The following is a 15236-nucleotide window of genomic DNA, read 5'->3' as shown; positions in this document are numbered from 1 at the left end:
TTTTTTGGTAAAATAGAGAAAAGGCGTGACTGTTAATGTTGGAATAGATAAAGAAAAATGCACATGAAAAATTGGATAACTGTTGCATGTCTTAATATAAAAAAGATAACCCGATACGCTTAATGAGTAATTAGTTTGTCTTCGCTCTGAGACAAGGGTATTTTCTTTTGCCTTTTTAAAATTTTATGAAATAAAATCTATTGTTTGAGATTTTATGTTATACTAGAGCGTGAATTTCTACTAAATTAGTAATATAAATACATAGAAAATTAAGAGGAGTCTATATATGGGATTTGATCAACAAAAAGAAGTCGATAGAAGAAGAACATTTGCTATTATTTCGCATCCGGATGCTGGTAAAACAACAATTACGGAACAGTTACTATTGTTTGGTGGTGCAATTAGAAATGCGGGAACTGTAAAAGGTAAAAAAACGGGAAACTATGCAAAATCAGACTGGATGGATATTGAAAAACAACGTGGGATTTCGGTAACAAGTTCCGTGATGCAATTTGATTTTCAAGGCAAACGCGTGAATATTTTAGATACACCAGGACATGAGGATTTCTCGGAAGATACTTATCGTACATTGATGGCAGTCGATAGTGCTGTCATGGTCATTGATAGTGCTAAAGGGATTGAAGCACAAACGAAAAAACTTTTCCAAGTATGTCGTATGCGTGGTATTCCTATTTTTACATTCATTAACAAACTAGATAGAGATGGTCGTGAGCCACTTGATTTACTAGAAGAATTAGAAGAAGTGTTAGAAATTGATTCTTATCCAATGAACTGGCCAATCGGTATGGGAAAAGGATTTGAAGGGTTATATGATATTTACAATAATCGTATCGAAATTCATCGTCCTGATCGATTTGATGGTGAAAGGTTTTTACCTCTAAATGACGAAAGAGAATTAGAAATGGATCACCCATTAAAACAACAATCTATTTTTTCACAAGTAATGGAAGAAGTTGAGTTGTTACTTGAAGCTGGAAATGAATTTTCAGAAGAAAAAATTGCTAAAGGTGAATTAACCCCAGTATTCTTTGGTTCTGCTTTGACAAACTTTGGTGTGGAAACATTTTTAGAAACATTTTTACAATTTGCACCAAAACCGAGTGAGCATGAAACAAAAGATGGTGGCGAAGTTAGTCCTTATGACAAAGACTTTTCTGGATTTGTCTTTAAAATTCAAGCAAATATGAACCCAGCTCATAGAGATAGAATTGCATTTGTTCGTATCTGTTCAGGAAGTTTTGAAAAAGGCATGGAAGTTAAGTTAGCTCGCGAATCGAAAAAAATAAAATTAAATAACTCAACCCAGTTTATGGCTGATTCTCGTGAAATCGTAGAAGAAGCAGTGGCTGGTGATATTATCGGGCTATATGATACAGGAACCTATCAAATTGGGGACACTTTGTTCACTGGTAAAGATAAGATTGAATTTGAAGATTTACCACAATTTACGCCAGAGTTATTTATGAAAGTTACGGCGAAAAACGTGATGAAACAAAAATCGTTCCACAAAGGACTTTATCAACTAGTACAAGAAGGAGCTATTCAATTATATAAAACTTATTTAACTGAGGATTATATTATTGGAGCTGTTGGACAGTTGCAGTTTGAGGTATTCAAACATCGTATGTTGAATGAGTACAATACTGAGTTAATCATGGAACCAATGGGAACAAAAATTGCTCGTTGGATTGACCCATCTCAGTTAGATGAAAAAATGAGTTCAAGTCGAAATATCTTAGCAAAAGATCGATTTGACCAACCATTATTCTTATTTGAAAACCAATTCGCGATGCGTTGGTTTGCAGATAAGTATCCAGAAGTAGAATTGAAAACATTGTTGTAAAAATGATTTATTAGAGATTTTTCCTGTAATTTAGGAAAAATCTCTTTTTGTATGTTAAAAAGTGTCACATATTAGTTTCTTGAAACGTTATATATTATGAAGGTAGCTATGAGAGGAGTTTATCATGAAAAATCACAAATCAGATAAAGAATTTTTTGAATATTTATATGAGATTTATGAACAGAAAATATTTTATCAAGCTTTATCAGTATTGAATAATAAAGAGCAAGCAGAAGATATTACTCAAGAAGTTTTTGAACAATTATATTCAGATTTGGAAAGTATAAAAAAATTTGATGATCTACATTTAAAAAAATTTATTATCAAAATAACAAAGAATAAATCGATTGATTTGTATCGTAAAAACAATACTCAGATAAAATATCTTGAAAATTATAAAACTAAAAAGGATAAACATGAAGAAGATAATAATGTGAATGATTATGTGGATAAAATGATATCTGAACAGGAAATATTAGATATTAGTAAGCAATTAAAAGAACCATATCTTCATGTCTTTTTGTATAGAGTTTACTATGGATTATCAAATAAAGAGATAGCAAAAATAATGGATTCAAAAGAAGCAACTATACGAAAACAATTTGAGAGAGCTATAAGTATGGTGAAAAATGTGATTGGAGGGAAGAAATATGGGAAAGAATGAAAAATTTGAAAGGAAAACAATAGAAGAAATAGCAAATAGATTAGCTGAAGAAGAGTTTGATAAAGAACAAGAGATACATCATTTTTCTTCAACCTATCAATTAAATAAACAAAATTTTTTAAAAAAGGTGTCAACAAAAAAATCAAAAACCAAATTTGGATTAAAACGTGTGTTGATGATAGCCATTATATCAATAGTTTTGATTCCAACGACTATTTATGCCTCAAAAGAAATTTATCAATGGATAGTAAATAAAAATAATTATGAATTAAATATTTCTTTATCAGATAGAAAAAAATATAATCATGATCATTTTTATAAATTGAAATTCGACTATATTCCAAGAGATATGGTAGAAGATAACGACTCTAATAAGTTTAGTTATAAGAACAACATAAACAGTGGAGGAATAAGTTTCGTTTTATGGCAATTATCTGGAAAAGAAGACTTTAAAGAACTTTACACAAAAGACTATGAAGAATTAACACTTAATAATCATCCTAGTATTGTCATTAAAAAAAATATGATGAATTCCGGAGATATTCAATTTGATAAGATTGTTTATCTATTTTTTGAGAAGGAAGGTTATGTTTTACAAGCCTATATTTCAAATGATGTTAAGGAATCAGAATGGAAAAAAATGTTAGAAAAAGTATCTTTAGAAGAAACCAATGAAAAGGATGCTACTCATTATGGTATTTTAAGTAAAGACTTATTCAAAGGTAAACAACCAGAAAAAAATTACTATTTATCTAAAAATAGTTCTAATATCCATAAGATAGGTGATGCAGTAAATACTAAAGTTTATGACATGCAAGAGGTTTTATTTACCGTTAAAAGTGCCACCGTTATGGATAATATAAAATTATTAGATAAAAATAATTTTAATAGTAATTCATATGAACAGCTTAAAGACAAACAGTTAATAGCAAATGATGGTGAATTATTACCATTTAATCAAAAAATAATCAAAAAAGGAGATGGTATACAAACACTTGATGAAGTAGTAGGAGAAAGAAAAGTAAAAACTAAATTTGTTTATTTGACAGCTACGATAGAAAATAAAAGTAAAAAAACCATTAAAGACTTATATTTTCAAAATAGACTTTATCTTTTAGAAGATAGTAAAAAAGGGTTGAGTGCTACTAAAGAAGAAGTTGATTTTACTCCGTATTCTGGAGAAGTAGATTATTTAGATAGCCATGGTGAAGGAAAAAGTTTTTATAAAATGCCAGATATTAAACCTGGAGAAAAAAGGGAAATAAAATTTGGTTATTTTGTTGATGATACACAAATTAGTAAGATGTTTTTACCAGTTTTGTATTATGGTGATATTGAAAAATTAAACGCAAAGGGATTAGAATGGATAGATATTAGACAATAAATAAAAAGTCTCCTCAAACGATTTTGGATTCTTTGAGGAGACTATACTATTCATTCTAATATTTTCTCCATATCCAATGGCACGACATAATTCACAACAGTCAACCCTTTTTTATCTCTGAAACGTTGCGTACCAGATTCAAAAATAGTGTAGAGTTTGTTACCTGATACGGAAATTTGTTCTAAGTAGGGTGGTGCTAATATCATTTTTATGGCATCTTTTTCAAGGAATAAATCATTGTCATCTAATTCGTAGACAAGTATTTTCGAGTTTTTATCCCCGTAAGAACGTGATAAAAGCATATAATTTTTATAAAAAGTAATACCCTGAATTTGTGTTCCAACATGTAATTTTTCTTCAGGAGAAAGAGTTGTATCATCATCTATCAGTTCTTTTTTTCCTTTTAATGTTGTATCAAATACACCTTTTCCATTAAATAAATATTTTTCTAAAATGGCTTTATGATCAATTGAGAAATAACCAACATAAAGGGCTTTATCATGATAAGTGACGTAAGATGACCGTTTAATACCATCTAATGTGATTTCTTGGTCATAGACAATGGGTTCATAATGTTCTTCCATGTTGTATGCTTTTAATTTATCCATTGAAAAAGCCACGAGTTCAGCTTTATTAGAATCTGTTGAAGAACATACCCAAATATTTTTTGCAATAGGATCATAGGTAATACCTCCTACATGAGGATGTCCTTTTAAAATAATGGTTTTAATGTATTTGTGAGTGTTTTTATCTAGGACATAGACAACAGAGTGGTGAGTATCATCATGACTATAAGATGAAATTAATAAATAATCCTCTGCAATCGTTACACCTTGTGGATCCATAGATTGACTGACACTTTTTTTACCAGGTTTATCAAGTAATGGAACAATCGTTTCCTTGAGTCCAGGTACTGGATAGGTATCACCATTTGGTATATTAGGGAAATAACTTAAGTTATAAAAATCGGTATAGTTTTCTTTTAGCTCTTCGGCTTGTCTAGCGACACCTTTTTGTTCTGATTCTTTAGAAGATTGGCAAGCACTAATAAAAAATAATGAAATCGTTAGGATAGTTAAGGATAGTTTGTTCATTAAATATCGTCCTTTTTTATATGATATCCTTAGCATAATGGATAGGTATTTGAAACACAATGTATTTTATAGATAAATAAAAAGGACTGAATTGATTATCAATCCTTTTATTTTACTAATCCAAATTATTTATTTTTAAATTCGTAGATAGCATCGCATGTTTCTGCAACATCTTGTTCATGAATCACAATCATAATACATTAACCATCTATTATTTAAGTGCTAAAGGGCGTATTATTTTCTATTATCGACTTGTGTTTGGCAGATACTCATAGCGGTTAAAACCTTATCTAAGGCAATAAATTGTACGATTGAAAAATGGTCGATCCATCATTTTTCGATCGTATTTTATTTATCTTATCCAATCAATTTTAATCCGATTGCTGATAATAGAATAATAAAGATACACAATAGACGTTTCCAATCTTTTGATTCGCCAAAAAACAGCATACCAATCACCGACCCACCAACAACACCAATACCAGTCCAAATGGCGTATCCAGTACCCATAGGAATCGTCTTCAATGCGATACTAAGTAATATTAAACTCACACCAAATCCTAAAATAATAAGTAATCCAGTAGAGAATATGCGCTGTACAGACAAACGATTGATCATTGTGACCCCAAACATTTCAAATAAACCTGCTACAATCAAAATAATCCAGTCCATGTTATTTTTTCTCCTTTGTATTGTTTTCTGGTGTTAATAGTTTTAAACCAATAACACCACTAATAAGTAATAAAATGAGTATCAGTTTTAATAAAGTAAGTGTCGCACCAAAAAATAAGGCATCTGATAGCACAATTCCAACTGTACCAAGACCTACAAATACAGCATAGACCGTTCCAGTTGGTAGCTTACTTGTGGCTGAAACCATTAAGTAATTACTGGCAACAATAAGAAAAATAGTGAGTGTCCATTGGAATAAGTTGTTTGAGTGCGTCAAACCAATCACCCAAAAAACTTCTAGTATTGCTGCTAAGATAACTTTCGTCCATTCTTTGTTCATTGATATTCCTCCTTTTAAAATAAAAAAGCCTGAAAGACACTGTAAAAAAACAGTATCTCCCAGGCTTTTGTCCTTCCGTGACATAGATAAATTCTCTATGAGTTTTCTCTTGGACCAGACTAATACAGCGATATTACGGAACCCTAGAAAACTTAGTGTATGTAATTGGTTGTCATTTTATCAAACTATGAATCACTCGTCAACTCAGGTTAAAGTAATAGAATGTATCGTTTGTTTTCTTCATTCATGGTAATATGGATTAAAAAGGTATGAGAGTATGAAAGATTTTTTACAAACTGATCGGCTAGAGATATTATTTTCTTATCAAGAAGCAGTGGATTTGCATCCTAATATGTATCAATTTTTAGAGGATAGCTCATATAATGAGGAGATGTTTTTTCTTACATATACAACATTAAAAAGTATCTTAACTGATTTATTTTTTAAAGATGATAAGGTAATTCTTTTAATAAATAAATATCCGCTACATAACAAAAATAAAACAGATAAAATTCTCCATAAAATAGTGAAAAATATAAGAGAAATCACCTTATCTGAACAAACATTTGATTATCTTAATGATGATATAGATACTTATCTGCGATTGCAAATTGAAACAACTTACTCCAATATAAAGTGGAAGCAGTTGATACTTAGTCTGATTAATCAAGATTTTCCAGATAGACAACCGCAGTTTAAGACAAAGAATTCTTTTAAAACACCTGACATATATATCATTAGCCCGACAACTGATACGATGATACATATATATGATGATAGGGGATATATCATTTATAGTGACGACAAAATGAAAATAAAGCAACTAATTAAATAATGAGGTGACACTTTTGAAGAAAAAAATAATGTTAGTATTTGGGACACGCCCAGAAGCCATAAAGATGTGCCCACTTGTTAACGAATTAGAAAAACAGGATGAATTTGAAACGGTCGTCTGTGTGACAGGACAACATAGGGAAATGCTGGATCAAGTATTGAGTGTGTTTCATGTAGTACCCAAATATGACTTGGATATTATGAAATCACAACAAGATCTATTTGATGTCACGACAAATATTTTAGAAAAAATCAAACCTATTTTAATAAAAGAAACACCTGATATGGTACTGGTTCATGGTGATACGAGTACGTCTTATGCATCAGCTTTAGCTGCGTTTTATCTTCAAATACCAGTAGGGCATGTTGAAGCAGGCCTGCGTACGCATAATATTTCGTCACCATTTCCTGAAGAATTTAACAGGCAGTCAATTAGTTTGATGTCATCACTTGATTTTGCGCCAACTAATCAAGTAAAAGAAACCTTGCTTAATGAAGGAAAAAAAGAAGACACAGTATTTGTCACAGGCAATACAGCGATTGATGCGCTAAAAACAACGGTTAAAAATGAATACACTAGTGAGATATTAGAGTGGGTAGGAGATAGCCGACTAATTGTATTAACAGCTCATAGACGAGAAAACCAAGGAAAACCGATGAAAGAAATGTTTCAAGCTGTCAAACGAGTGGTAGATACACATGAAGACGTTAAAGTAGTGTACCCGATTCATATGAATCCTTCCATTCAGACACTTGCCAAAGAAGTATTCGGTCAGACGAATCGAGTTAAATTAATTCCACCCATGGATGTGATAGATTTCCATAACTTACTTGCTAAAAGTTATTTGATTATAACCGATAGTGGTGGAATACAAGAAGAAGCCCCTTCGCTTGGTAAACCTGTGTTAGTCATGCGTGACACAACAGAAAGACCTGAGGGAATAAAAGCAGGGACATTAAAACTAGTTGGAACAAAAGAAGACATCATTTATGAAGCACTAGACAACTTACTAACAAATGAAGCGACGTATCTTGAGATGTCGACTGCTAGTAATCCCTATGGTGATGGGACAGCTTCACAACAAATTGCGACTATTTTAAAGAAGAAACTATAACAAATAAAAGTTTTAGAGATTTCTCTAGAACTTTTTTTATGCATTTAAGGAATTTCGAAAAAATCATTGTACTGTAAGTGAGAATCATAGAGGAGGGATAATATGACAGATGAAGAGTACTTGACTAGCTTGCTTAATAAAGATGAAGAAGCATTGAGTCAATTGATGGATACATACACGAAGCTATTGTGGGCAGTTGGTTCAAAATATTTAAATCATCAGCAAGGCATGGAGATTCAAGATATTGATGAGTTAGTCAGTGATGTGTTTATTAGACTATGGAAAAATCCAAAGGGGTTTGATCCAAGCAAAGGCACACTAAAAACGTATCTATGCATGATGACGCGAAGTATGGCATTAAATAAGCTTAAACAAGTAGCCAAAGATGTGACTGTAGAGCTCGATGATAGTATCACAGCGACATTGACAAAAGAAGAAAATAACATGGATTGGCAAGCTTTTTATCAAGCGGTTATGACACTTGAAGAACCCATGAGAGAAATTATTATTAAACGTTATTTCTATGAAATGAAACCAAAAGACATTCAAGAAAAGACAGGTTATGACTCAAAATTAATTGATAATAAATTGTATCAAGGTAAGAAACAATTACAAAAACAGTTTAAAGAATTAGGAGGAGAATTGGGATGAATAAATATCAAAAAGAACCATTTGAAGAATTAACAGATGAGCAATTAGATGAATTGTTGGCGCAAATGAATCAAGAGATGCCTAATGAGTCAAAAGAAAAAATAAAACAATCAGTATTTGAAGATATCAATAAAGAAGCAGAGAAAGTCAAACCACTAAAACCTAAAAAGAAAAAATGGGCGGCTATTCTTGGGGCAGTGGCAGTGCTTAGTTTGATGGTTGGGTATACGCAGTTAGATACGATAAAAGTAACTTATACCAAAGCTTTTGGTACAGAAGCAGATAAGATATTAGTAGATGCAGAAAAACTTGATTATTCAGTAGAAGATCGAGGATTAAAACTAACGGCTAAAAATACATTCAAAGATGGTAATACTACCTATGTTTTAATGGAGTTACAAGATTTAACTGGGGATAGATTGTCTGAAGATACCATTATTGAGGATTGGTCCATGTTAAATGGTGGGAACACGCAAGTGATTAACTATGATAAAAAAACAAAGACAGCGACGTTATTAGTCAGTTCAGTAGCATGGGAAGAACATAAAGATACTGGGTTTATACTAACAGGTTTTGGTTCTCATACCAAAGAAATGGAAAATATTGTATCAGTTGATTGGAAAAAAGATTTGGCGACAAATGTTAAATGGAAAAAATATGATGGAAAAAGTGGAGTAGGAGGTGGAAGTGTTGAGGATTCAATTCTAGAGAAATTGAATGTCAACTATGAGGCGTTGTATAGTGAATACTTACCGAACAAACGATTATCGATTCCATTAATTCCTGATGAAGATTATTTTATTGAAAATATGGCTTATAAAGACGGCTTATTACATATTTTGGTGAAATGGCCCAATATAAAAGGGTACAATTTCTTAAACTTAGACTTTCAACCTAAAAATTCTAGTGAAAAAAAAACAGAAAGAAATGGTAATAAGTTATGGCCATACATTGCTTCTTATTCAGCTTATAATAATGAAACACATAAAAACGAAACAGGAAAAAGTGATTATGAGGAATTTGTTTTTGATATCAAAGAATCAGAGTTACAAAATTATGATTTAAAAGTAGAATCTGCAAAAACTCAAACGGTTGTTTTGGGTAATTGGGCAATAAAATTAAAAGAACCAAAAGAAATAGAAAGAAAAGCATTAAAAGATATCATACTTAAAAAAGAAAACTTAGCATTATCTAATATAAATCTATCCGGTTTATCTTTAAGTTTTGATGTAAAAGATTCTTCTCCAGAAAAAATGAAGGAATTGAATTTAGATGTAAAACTAGTTAAAAAAGATGGGGAGATAATTGATTTAACAAAAGATGGTGACGGTAATATATACACTGAAAACGGAGAAAGCCATGTATCCTTGATATATGATTACACTGAATTAAGTGACATTGACTCTGTTATCATTAATGGACAAACACTCAAAGTAGAATAAAAAATAAAACCATTCCTGTGCAAACGACAATTAAAGCATAGGAATGGTTTTATTTAACTAATTTTTTTTGTTTTTTTCGGTTTGACAGGAATTTCAACTTCTATAACACCGTGTGTTCGAATGATTTCTAACTCTGGATTATCCACTGTGGTATGTAATAGTTCTTCTAATACAGCATTTAGTTCTAAATCTTTAATATCACGTGTCTTATTCACTAAAACAACATCGATATGAGTGTCTGCTGTACTGTGAATCACTAATGTTTTACCTAATGAATAGACACTGACAAATCTAGCATCTGTGTTTTCCAATTGTTTAGAAACCAAAGTAGCATAACTATTTGTAACGTCAATCAATTTCATTAATATCACCCCAATTTAGTTGTATCCTTTTCTATAGATTAATTATACCACAATGATTAAAAATTAAGGAGAAAACCTTCCCATATAATAGGAAGAATTTTCTCCTTAAAACATGTATTAGTTCATTTGTTCAGTTATTGTGATAGTATCATCTACTAAATCAGCAGATAATCTTTTTGCAGAAGGGTTATCTAAATAACAATCAGCAATCCCATCTTCAATATATTCTTGAATGGTACGTCTAAGAGGTCTTGCACCCATAGCCTGATCATAACCAAGTTCAACTAATTTTTCTTTTGTTTCTTCAGTCGTATCAATATGAATACCTTGTTCTTGTAATTTTATGTTTATCTCATCAAGCATTAATGACACAATAGACAACAGATTTTCTTTACTCAATGGTTTAAATTCGATAATTCCATCAAATCGGTTTAGAAATTCTGGCTTAAAGTAATGGGTTAATTGATTTAGAACTGATTGAGTCGTCCCTTCTTTGATAGCACCAAATCCAACACTTGCTTCAACATGTTGAGTTCCAGCATTGCTTGTCATGATTATCAAAGTATCTTTAAAACTGACAGTTCTTCCTTTCGCATCTGTCAATCGTCCATCTTCAAGAATTTGAAGGAATAGATGTAAAACATCTGGATGAGCTTTTTCGACTTCATCTAATAGAATTAAACTATACGGATTTCTTCTCACTCTTTCAGTTAATTGACCTGCTTCGTTGTACCCAACATAGCCAGGTGGTGAGCCAATTAATTTAGACACGCTATGTTTTTCCATGTATTCACTCATATCAAAACGAACCATGTTAGATTCATGCCCAAATAACTCTGTCGCTAGTTGTTTTGCTAGTTCAGTTTTACCAACACCAGTCGGTCCAACAAAAAGAAATGAGCCAATTGGACGATTTTTATTTCCTAAACCAATTCGATTTCGTCTAATGGCACGTGATACTTTATCAATGGCATCATCTTGCCCAATGACATGTTTTTTCAAATCACTTGCTAAATGTTTCATTTGTTGCTGCTCTGTTTCTTTTAATTTACCAACCGGAATTCCTGTCATGGTTTCCACGGTTTCTTCCATATCATTTATTGTCACAGTAGGCATACTGTCTTCAGATACTTGATGAATTTTCAAGTCTTCCAATTTTTTGATTTGATCACGGTAATAAGCCGCTTTTTCAAAATCTTCTTCTTCTGAAGCAATTTGTTTATTAGCTTCAGCCCGTGCAATTCTAGAATTTAAAATTTTGGGATCAATAGAAGGAATGGTTAAATTTTTCTTAGAACCTGTTTCATCTAGTAAGTCGATAGCTTTATCAGGTAAATGTCTGTCTTGTATAAAACGACTAGACAAGTGTACAGCCCCCTCGATGGCTTCATCTGTGTATTTCACATGATGGTAATTTTCATATTTTTCTTGGATCCCTTTTAAAATATGAATGGTTTCTTCAATAGTAGGTTCATCCACTTTTACAGGTTGTAAACGCCGTTCAAGTGCTGCATCTTTTTCGATGATTCGATATTCATTGAATGTTGTTGCGCCAACTAATTGTAATTCACCTCTAGCTAAAGCAGGTTTTAAGATATTTCCAGCGTCCATTGAACCATCACTAACTGATCCTGCTCCAACGATTTCATGGATTTCATCAATAAATAAAATGACATTCTTTTGTTCTTTTAGTTCAGTAATCAGTTGTTTCATCCGTTCTTCAAACTGGCCTCTAACACCTGTTCCTTGAACAAGTGACACGACATCAAGACGAATGACTTCTTTATTTTCTAGTTTTTGTGGGACATCACCATTAATAATACTTAACGCTAACCCTTCAACGACCGCGGTTTTACCAACACCAGGTTCACCAATAAGTACTGGATTGTTTTTAGTTCGTCTATTTAATATTTCTATCACACGTTTTATTTCAGCATCGCGACCAATAACAGGATCAATTTTTCCATCACGAGCAAGTTGTGTTAGGTTTTCCCCGTATTCTACCAGGATAGAAGAATTTCCACCACCACCGCCTTGTTGAGCTTGAATAGTTGGTTGTTGTGGTTGTTTCATTGATTGTTGGGCCAACTGTTTGAAAAAATCATTTAATTGACCAAAACCATAAGGGTCTTGAGCAAATTTTTCTCGATTCATTTGATCTTCTTGAGATTTTAAATCACGATAACATTGTTGACATAAATCTATTTGTTGTTTCTCTCCATTAACTGATGCGTGTAAGTGAATGGTTGCATCATTTTTTTTACAGTTTTTACATATCATAGGCAAATCCTCCTCTAATCAAATGATTCACCAAAACAGTTTGACCTGTTTTGACCTTATGTTTATTATATAATTTTTGAATATAAGAAGCAAAAATTATGCTTAAATTTTTTAGATAAAAACTGAAAAAAATCGTGATGTTTATTTTTATAAAAAACGTTTTTTTATAAAAAAATTTAAAATAAAGAGTAAGTGGACAAAATAGCCTCTATATCAAATTATTTCTCAAATAAACTCGCGATATTTTCTGAAATGGAACTGAAAAGTTTATAAAAGGTTTTTAAAGTTCTTTATGGAACATGGGAAAAAAGTTGTAAGTAATAGAAAAACATGGTATTCTTTATCATTGAAAGGGTTATTTTTTGAGTTATTATTCAATTAAATAATCCATCATAAAAATTTTTCACATGACAAAGGAGAAGATAATTATGGAAAAAAAAGAATTTCACGTAGTAGCAGATACAGGTATTCATGCTAGACCAGCAACTTTATTGGTACAAACAGCTAGTAAATTTAGCTCAGATGTAAATTTAGAATACAAAGGTAAATCTGTAAACTTAAAATCAATCATGGGTGTTATGTCATTAGGTGTTGGACAAGGTGCTGATGTGACAATTACAGCTGAAGGTGCTGACGAAGCAGATGCAATCGCAGCGATCGAAGAAACAATGAAAAAAGAAGGACTATCTGAATAATGACTAAACAGTTGAAAGGTATTGCGGTTAGTGATGGTATCGCAGTTGCTAAAGCATATCTTTTAGTTGAGCCGGATTTATCATTTGAAAAACGTTCAGTTGAAAACGTTGAAGCCGAAGCAGCGCGTCTTTCAGATGCTCTTAGTCAATCAACTAAAGATTTGCAAGCAATCAGAGACAAAGCGGTGAAAACTTTAGGTGAAGAAGAAGCACAAGTTTTTGATGCTCACTTAATGGTTTTATCTGACCCTGAATTAATCAGTGCAATTGAAGGAAATATCAAAGATAACAAAGTTAATGCTGAATCAGCATTAAAAGAAGTTACAGACATGTTTATTGGAATGTTTGAGGCTATGGAAGATAACCCTTACATGCAAGAAAGAGCTGCTGATATTCGTGACGTAACAAAACGTGTTATGAGTCACTTGTTAGGTGTTAAATTACCTGATTTAACAATGATTGACGAAGAAGTCATTATTGTTGCTGAAGATTTAACTCCAAGTGATACAGCACAATTAGATCGTAATTTTGTTCGTGCTTTTGTAACTAATATTGGCGGACGTACATCTCACTCTGCTATCATGGCTCGTTCTTTAGAAATTCCAGCAGTTGTTGGAACAAAAGACATTACTGAGTATGTTGTTGAAGGTGATATCTTATCTGTTGATGGTAGTGAAGGTGATGTTATTGTCAATCCTACTGATGAACAAGTTACTGATTTTAAAGCAAAAGAAAAAGCATTTAATGAATTGAAAGCTGAATGGGACAAATTAAAATACGCTAAAACAGTGACAGCAGATGGTAAACATTTTGAATTAGCTGGAAATATTGGAACACCAAAAGATCTAGATGGTGTGTTAGGTCATGGTGGAGAAGCAGTTGGTTTATACCGTACTGAATTCTTGTACATGGACTCTCCTGATTTTCCAACTGAAGACGAACAATTTGAAGCGTATAAAGCTGTCTTGGAGGGTATGGAAGGTAAACCAGTTGTGGTTCGTACGATGGATATTGGTGGGGATAAAGAACTACCTTACTTGAAATTCCCTGAAGAGATGAACCCATTCCTAGGATACCGTGCTATCCGTATTTGTTTAGCAGAAGATCAAATGTTCCGTACTCAACTACGTGCATTGTTACGTGCATCTGTTTATGGAAATTTACGTATTATGTTCCCAATGATTGCTACTTTAGCTGAATTTAGAGAAGCTAAAGCATTGCTTGAAGAGGAAAAAGCTAAATTAGTTGCTGAAGGTGTGGATGTTTCTGATGATATCCAAGTAGGTATTATGATTGAAATTCCAGCTGCGGCAGTAATTGCTGACCGTTTCGCTAAAGAAGTTGATTTCTTTAGCATTGGAACAAATGATTTAATTCAATATACAATGGCAGCAGACCGTATGAACGAACGTGTTTCTTACTTATATCAACCTTATAATCCTGCAATTTTACGTTTAATTAAAAACGTTATTGATTCAGCTCATGCTGAAGGAAAATGGGCTGGTATGTGTGGGGAAATGGCCGGCGATCAAACAGCTGTTCCATTACTAGTTGGTTTAGGATTAGATGAGTTTTCTATGAGTGCAACAAGTATTTTACGTACTCGTAGCTTAATGAGTCGTCTTGATTCTAAAAAAATGGCTGAATTAGCTGAGAAAGCAATTACCGATTGTGATACAGCTGAAGAAGTTGTTGCTTTAGTTGAAGAATATACTAAATAATTAATATTGAAAACCATAATTTACTGTTTTTATACAGTAAATTATGGTTTTTTTTTATTATAACGTGTTAAGATATATACTAGTGTACACATTTCGCATTAAAAATGCGACTGTAGTA

Annotated in this window: 14 protein-coding genes and 1 riboswitch; of the genes, 9 read left to right on the top strand and 5 right to left on the bottom strand. The window is 32.1% G+C overall.

All coding sequences use genetic code 11. The features are described from left to right. Positions 1–286 precede the first annotated feature (286 nt). From AC37UB_RS04040 to AC37UB_RS04030, 3 genes are all read left to right on the top strand, one after another. Positions 287–1864, top strand: a complete 1578-nt coding sequence (locus tag AC37UB_RS04040; RefSeq protein WP_117973139.1) for a peptide chain release factor 3 — start codon at positions 287–289, stop codon at positions 1862–1864. Between the two features lie 124 nt (positions 1865–1988). Next, positions 1989–2528 carry a sigma-70 family RNA polymerase sigma factor gene (locus tag AC37UB_RS04035; protein WP_117973138.1) on the top strand — a complete coding sequence of 180 codons (540 nt, stop codon included), beginning with the start codon at positions 1989–1991 and terminating at the stop codon, positions 2526–2528. Next, a complete protein-coding gene (locus AC37UB_RS04030) occupies positions 2515–3912 on the top strand; it encodes a hypothetical protein (protein ID WP_117973137.1) in 1398 nt (465 codons plus the stop codon). The genes AC37UB_RS04035 and AC37UB_RS04030 overlap by 14 nt, the downstream gene beginning before the upstream one ends. 50 nt (positions 3913–3962) lie before the next feature. Here the strand turns inward: AC37UB_RS04030 and AC37UB_RS04025 are convergent, their stop codons facing one another. The 3 genes from AC37UB_RS04025 to AC37UB_RS04015 form a co-directional block, all read right to left on the bottom strand. Continuing rightward, a complete protein-coding gene (locus AC37UB_RS04025) occupies positions 3963–5006 on the bottom strand; it encodes a YncE family protein (protein ID WP_117973136.1) in 1044 nt (347 codons plus the stop codon). 357 nt (positions 5007–5363) lie between these two features. Beyond that, positions 5364–5678 carry a DMT family transporter gene (locus tag AC37UB_RS04020; RefSeq protein WP_242093695.1) on the bottom strand — a complete coding sequence of 105 codons (315 nt, stop codon included), beginning with the start codon at positions 5676–5678 and terminating at the stop codon, positions 5364–5366. Position 5679: 1 nt separating this feature from the next. After that, complete coding sequence (locus AC37UB_RS04015) at positions 5680–6018, bottom strand: DMT family transporter (RefSeq protein ID WP_117973134.1); 339 nt, start codon at positions 6016–6018, stop codon at positions 5680–5682. A gap of 54 nt (positions 6019–6072) precedes the next feature. Continuing rightward, positions 6073–6176: riboswitch (guanidine-I (ykkC/yxkD leader) on the bottom strand. Between the two features lie 119 nt (positions 6177–6295). Between AC37UB_RS04015 and AC37UB_RS04010 the strand changes: the two genes are divergently transcribed. From AC37UB_RS04010 to AC37UB_RS03995, 4 genes are all read left to right on the top strand, one after another. Continuing rightward, on the top strand, positions 6296–6853 hold the full coding sequence (locus AC37UB_RS04010) for a DUF3885 domain-containing protein (protein WP_117973133.1): 558 nt from the start codon (positions 6296–6298) through the stop codon (positions 6851–6853). A 28-nt stretch (positions 6854–6881) separates the two neighbouring features. Continuing rightward, positions 6882–7967 (top strand): non-hydrolyzing UDP-N-acetylglucosamine 2-epimerase, encoded by a 1086-nt coding sequence (wecB, locus tag AC37UB_RS04005; RefSeq protein ID WP_490685378.1) that lies wholly within the window; start codon positions 6882–6884, stop codon positions 7965–7967. Between the two features lie 102 nt (positions 7968–8069). After that, on the top strand, positions 8070–8618 hold the full coding sequence (locus AC37UB_RS04000; RefSeq protein WP_117973132.1) for a sigma-70 family RNA polymerase sigma factor: 549 nt from the start codon (positions 8070–8072) through the stop codon (positions 8616–8618). Continuing rightward, entirely contained in the window at positions 8615–10060 is a 1446-nt protein-coding gene (locus AC37UB_RS03995) for a hypothetical protein (protein ID WP_241699193.1), read from the top strand. Before AC37UB_RS04000 ends, AC37UB_RS03995 begins: the two co-directional genes overlap by 4 nt. Positions 10061–10113: 53 nt before the next feature. On the opposite strand, the gene AC37UB_RS03990 is transcribed toward AC37UB_RS03995, so the two are convergent. Both AC37UB_RS03990 and AC37UB_RS03985 read right to left on the bottom strand, forming a co-directional pair. Then, on the bottom strand, positions 10114–10422 hold the full coding sequence (locus tag AC37UB_RS03990; RefSeq protein WP_071456472.1) for a DUF1827 family protein: 309 nt from the start codon (positions 10420–10422) through the stop codon (positions 10114–10116). 117 nt (positions 10423–10539) lie between these two features. Then, positions 10540–12702, bottom strand: coding sequence for an ATP-dependent Clp protease ATP-binding subunit (locus AC37UB_RS03985; RefSeq protein WP_117973130.1), 2163 nt, complete (start codon positions 12700–12702; stop codon positions 10540–10542). 428 nt (positions 12703–13130) lie between these two features. Here AC37UB_RS03985 and AC37UB_RS03980 point away from each other — a divergent pair, with 428 nt between their 5' ends. Together AC37UB_RS03980 and ptsP are read left to right on the top strand one after the other, a co-directional pair. Beyond that, positions 13131–13397 (top strand): phosphocarrier protein HPr, encoded by a 267-nt coding sequence (locus AC37UB_RS03980; RefSeq protein WP_071456474.1) that lies wholly within the window; start codon positions 13131–13133, stop codon positions 13395–13397. Continuing rightward, a complete protein-coding gene (ptsP, locus tag AC37UB_RS03975; RefSeq protein WP_241699192.1) occupies positions 13397–15118 on the top strand; it encodes a phosphoenolpyruvate--protein phosphotransferase in 1722 nt (573 codons plus the stop codon). Before AC37UB_RS03980 ends, ptsP begins: the two co-directional genes overlap by 1 nt. Positions 15119–15236 lie beyond the last annotated feature (118 nt).

The sequence above is a fragment of the Vagococcus changpingensis genome, from assembly GCF_058211775.1.
The sequence above is the reverse complement of the archived record's forward strand: the minus strand, read 5'-3'. Positions and strand labels throughout refer to the sequence as shown.

Excerpts from the sequence above, each read along its gene's own strand:
- AC37UB_RS04040 (WP_117973139.1), top strand. The coding sequence starts at position 287 with ATGGGATTTGATCAACAAAAAGAAGTCGATAGAAGAAGAACATTTGCT.
- AC37UB_RS04035 (WP_117973138.1), top strand. The coding sequence starts at position 1,989 with ATGAAAAATCACAAATCAGATAAAGAATTTTTTGAATATTTATATGAG.
- AC37UB_RS04030 (WP_117973137.1), top strand. The coding sequence starts at position 2,515 with ATGGGAAAGAATGAAAAATTTGAAAGGAAAACAATAGAAGAAATAGCA.
- AC37UB_RS04025 (WP_117973136.1), bottom strand. The coding sequence starts at position 5,006 with ATGAACAAACTATCCTTAACTATCCTAACGATTTCATTATTTTTTATT.
- AC37UB_RS04020 (WP_242093695.1), bottom strand. The coding sequence starts at position 5,678 with ATGGACTGGATTATTTTGATTGTAGCAGGTTTATTTGAAATGTTTGGG.
- AC37UB_RS04015 (WP_117973134.1), bottom strand. The coding sequence starts at position 6,018 with ATGAACAAAGAATGGACGAAAGTTATCTTAGCAGCAATACTAGAAGTT.
- AC37UB_RS04010 (WP_117973133.1), top strand. The coding sequence starts at position 6,296 with ATGAAAGATTTTTTACAAACTGATCGGCTAGAGATATTATTTTCTTAT.
- wecB (WP_490685378.1), top strand. The coding sequence starts at position 6,882 with ATGTTAGTATTTGGGACACGCCCAGAAGCCATAAAGATGTGCCCACTT.
- AC37UB_RS04000 (WP_117973132.1), top strand. The coding sequence starts at position 8,070 with ATGACAGATGAAGAGTACTTGACTAGCTTGCTTAATAAAGATGAAGAA.
- AC37UB_RS03995 (WP_241699193.1), top strand. The coding sequence starts at position 8,615 with ATGAATAAATATCAAAAAGAACCATTTGAAGAATTAACAGATGAGCAA.
- AC37UB_RS03990 (WP_071456472.1), bottom strand. The coding sequence starts at position 10,422 with ATGAAATTGATTGACGTTACAAATAGTTATGCTACTTTGGTTTCTAAA.
- AC37UB_RS03985 (WP_117973130.1), bottom strand. The coding sequence starts at position 12,702 with ATGATATGTAAAAACTGTAAAAAAAATGATGCAACCATTCACTTACAC.
- AC37UB_RS03980 (WP_071456474.1), top strand. The coding sequence starts at position 13,131 with ATGGAAAAAAAAGAATTTCACGTAGTAGCAGATACAGGTATTCATGCT.
- ptsP (WP_241699192.1), top strand. The coding sequence starts at position 13,397 with ATGACTAAACAGTTGAAAGGTATTGCGGTTAGTGATGGTATCGCAGTT.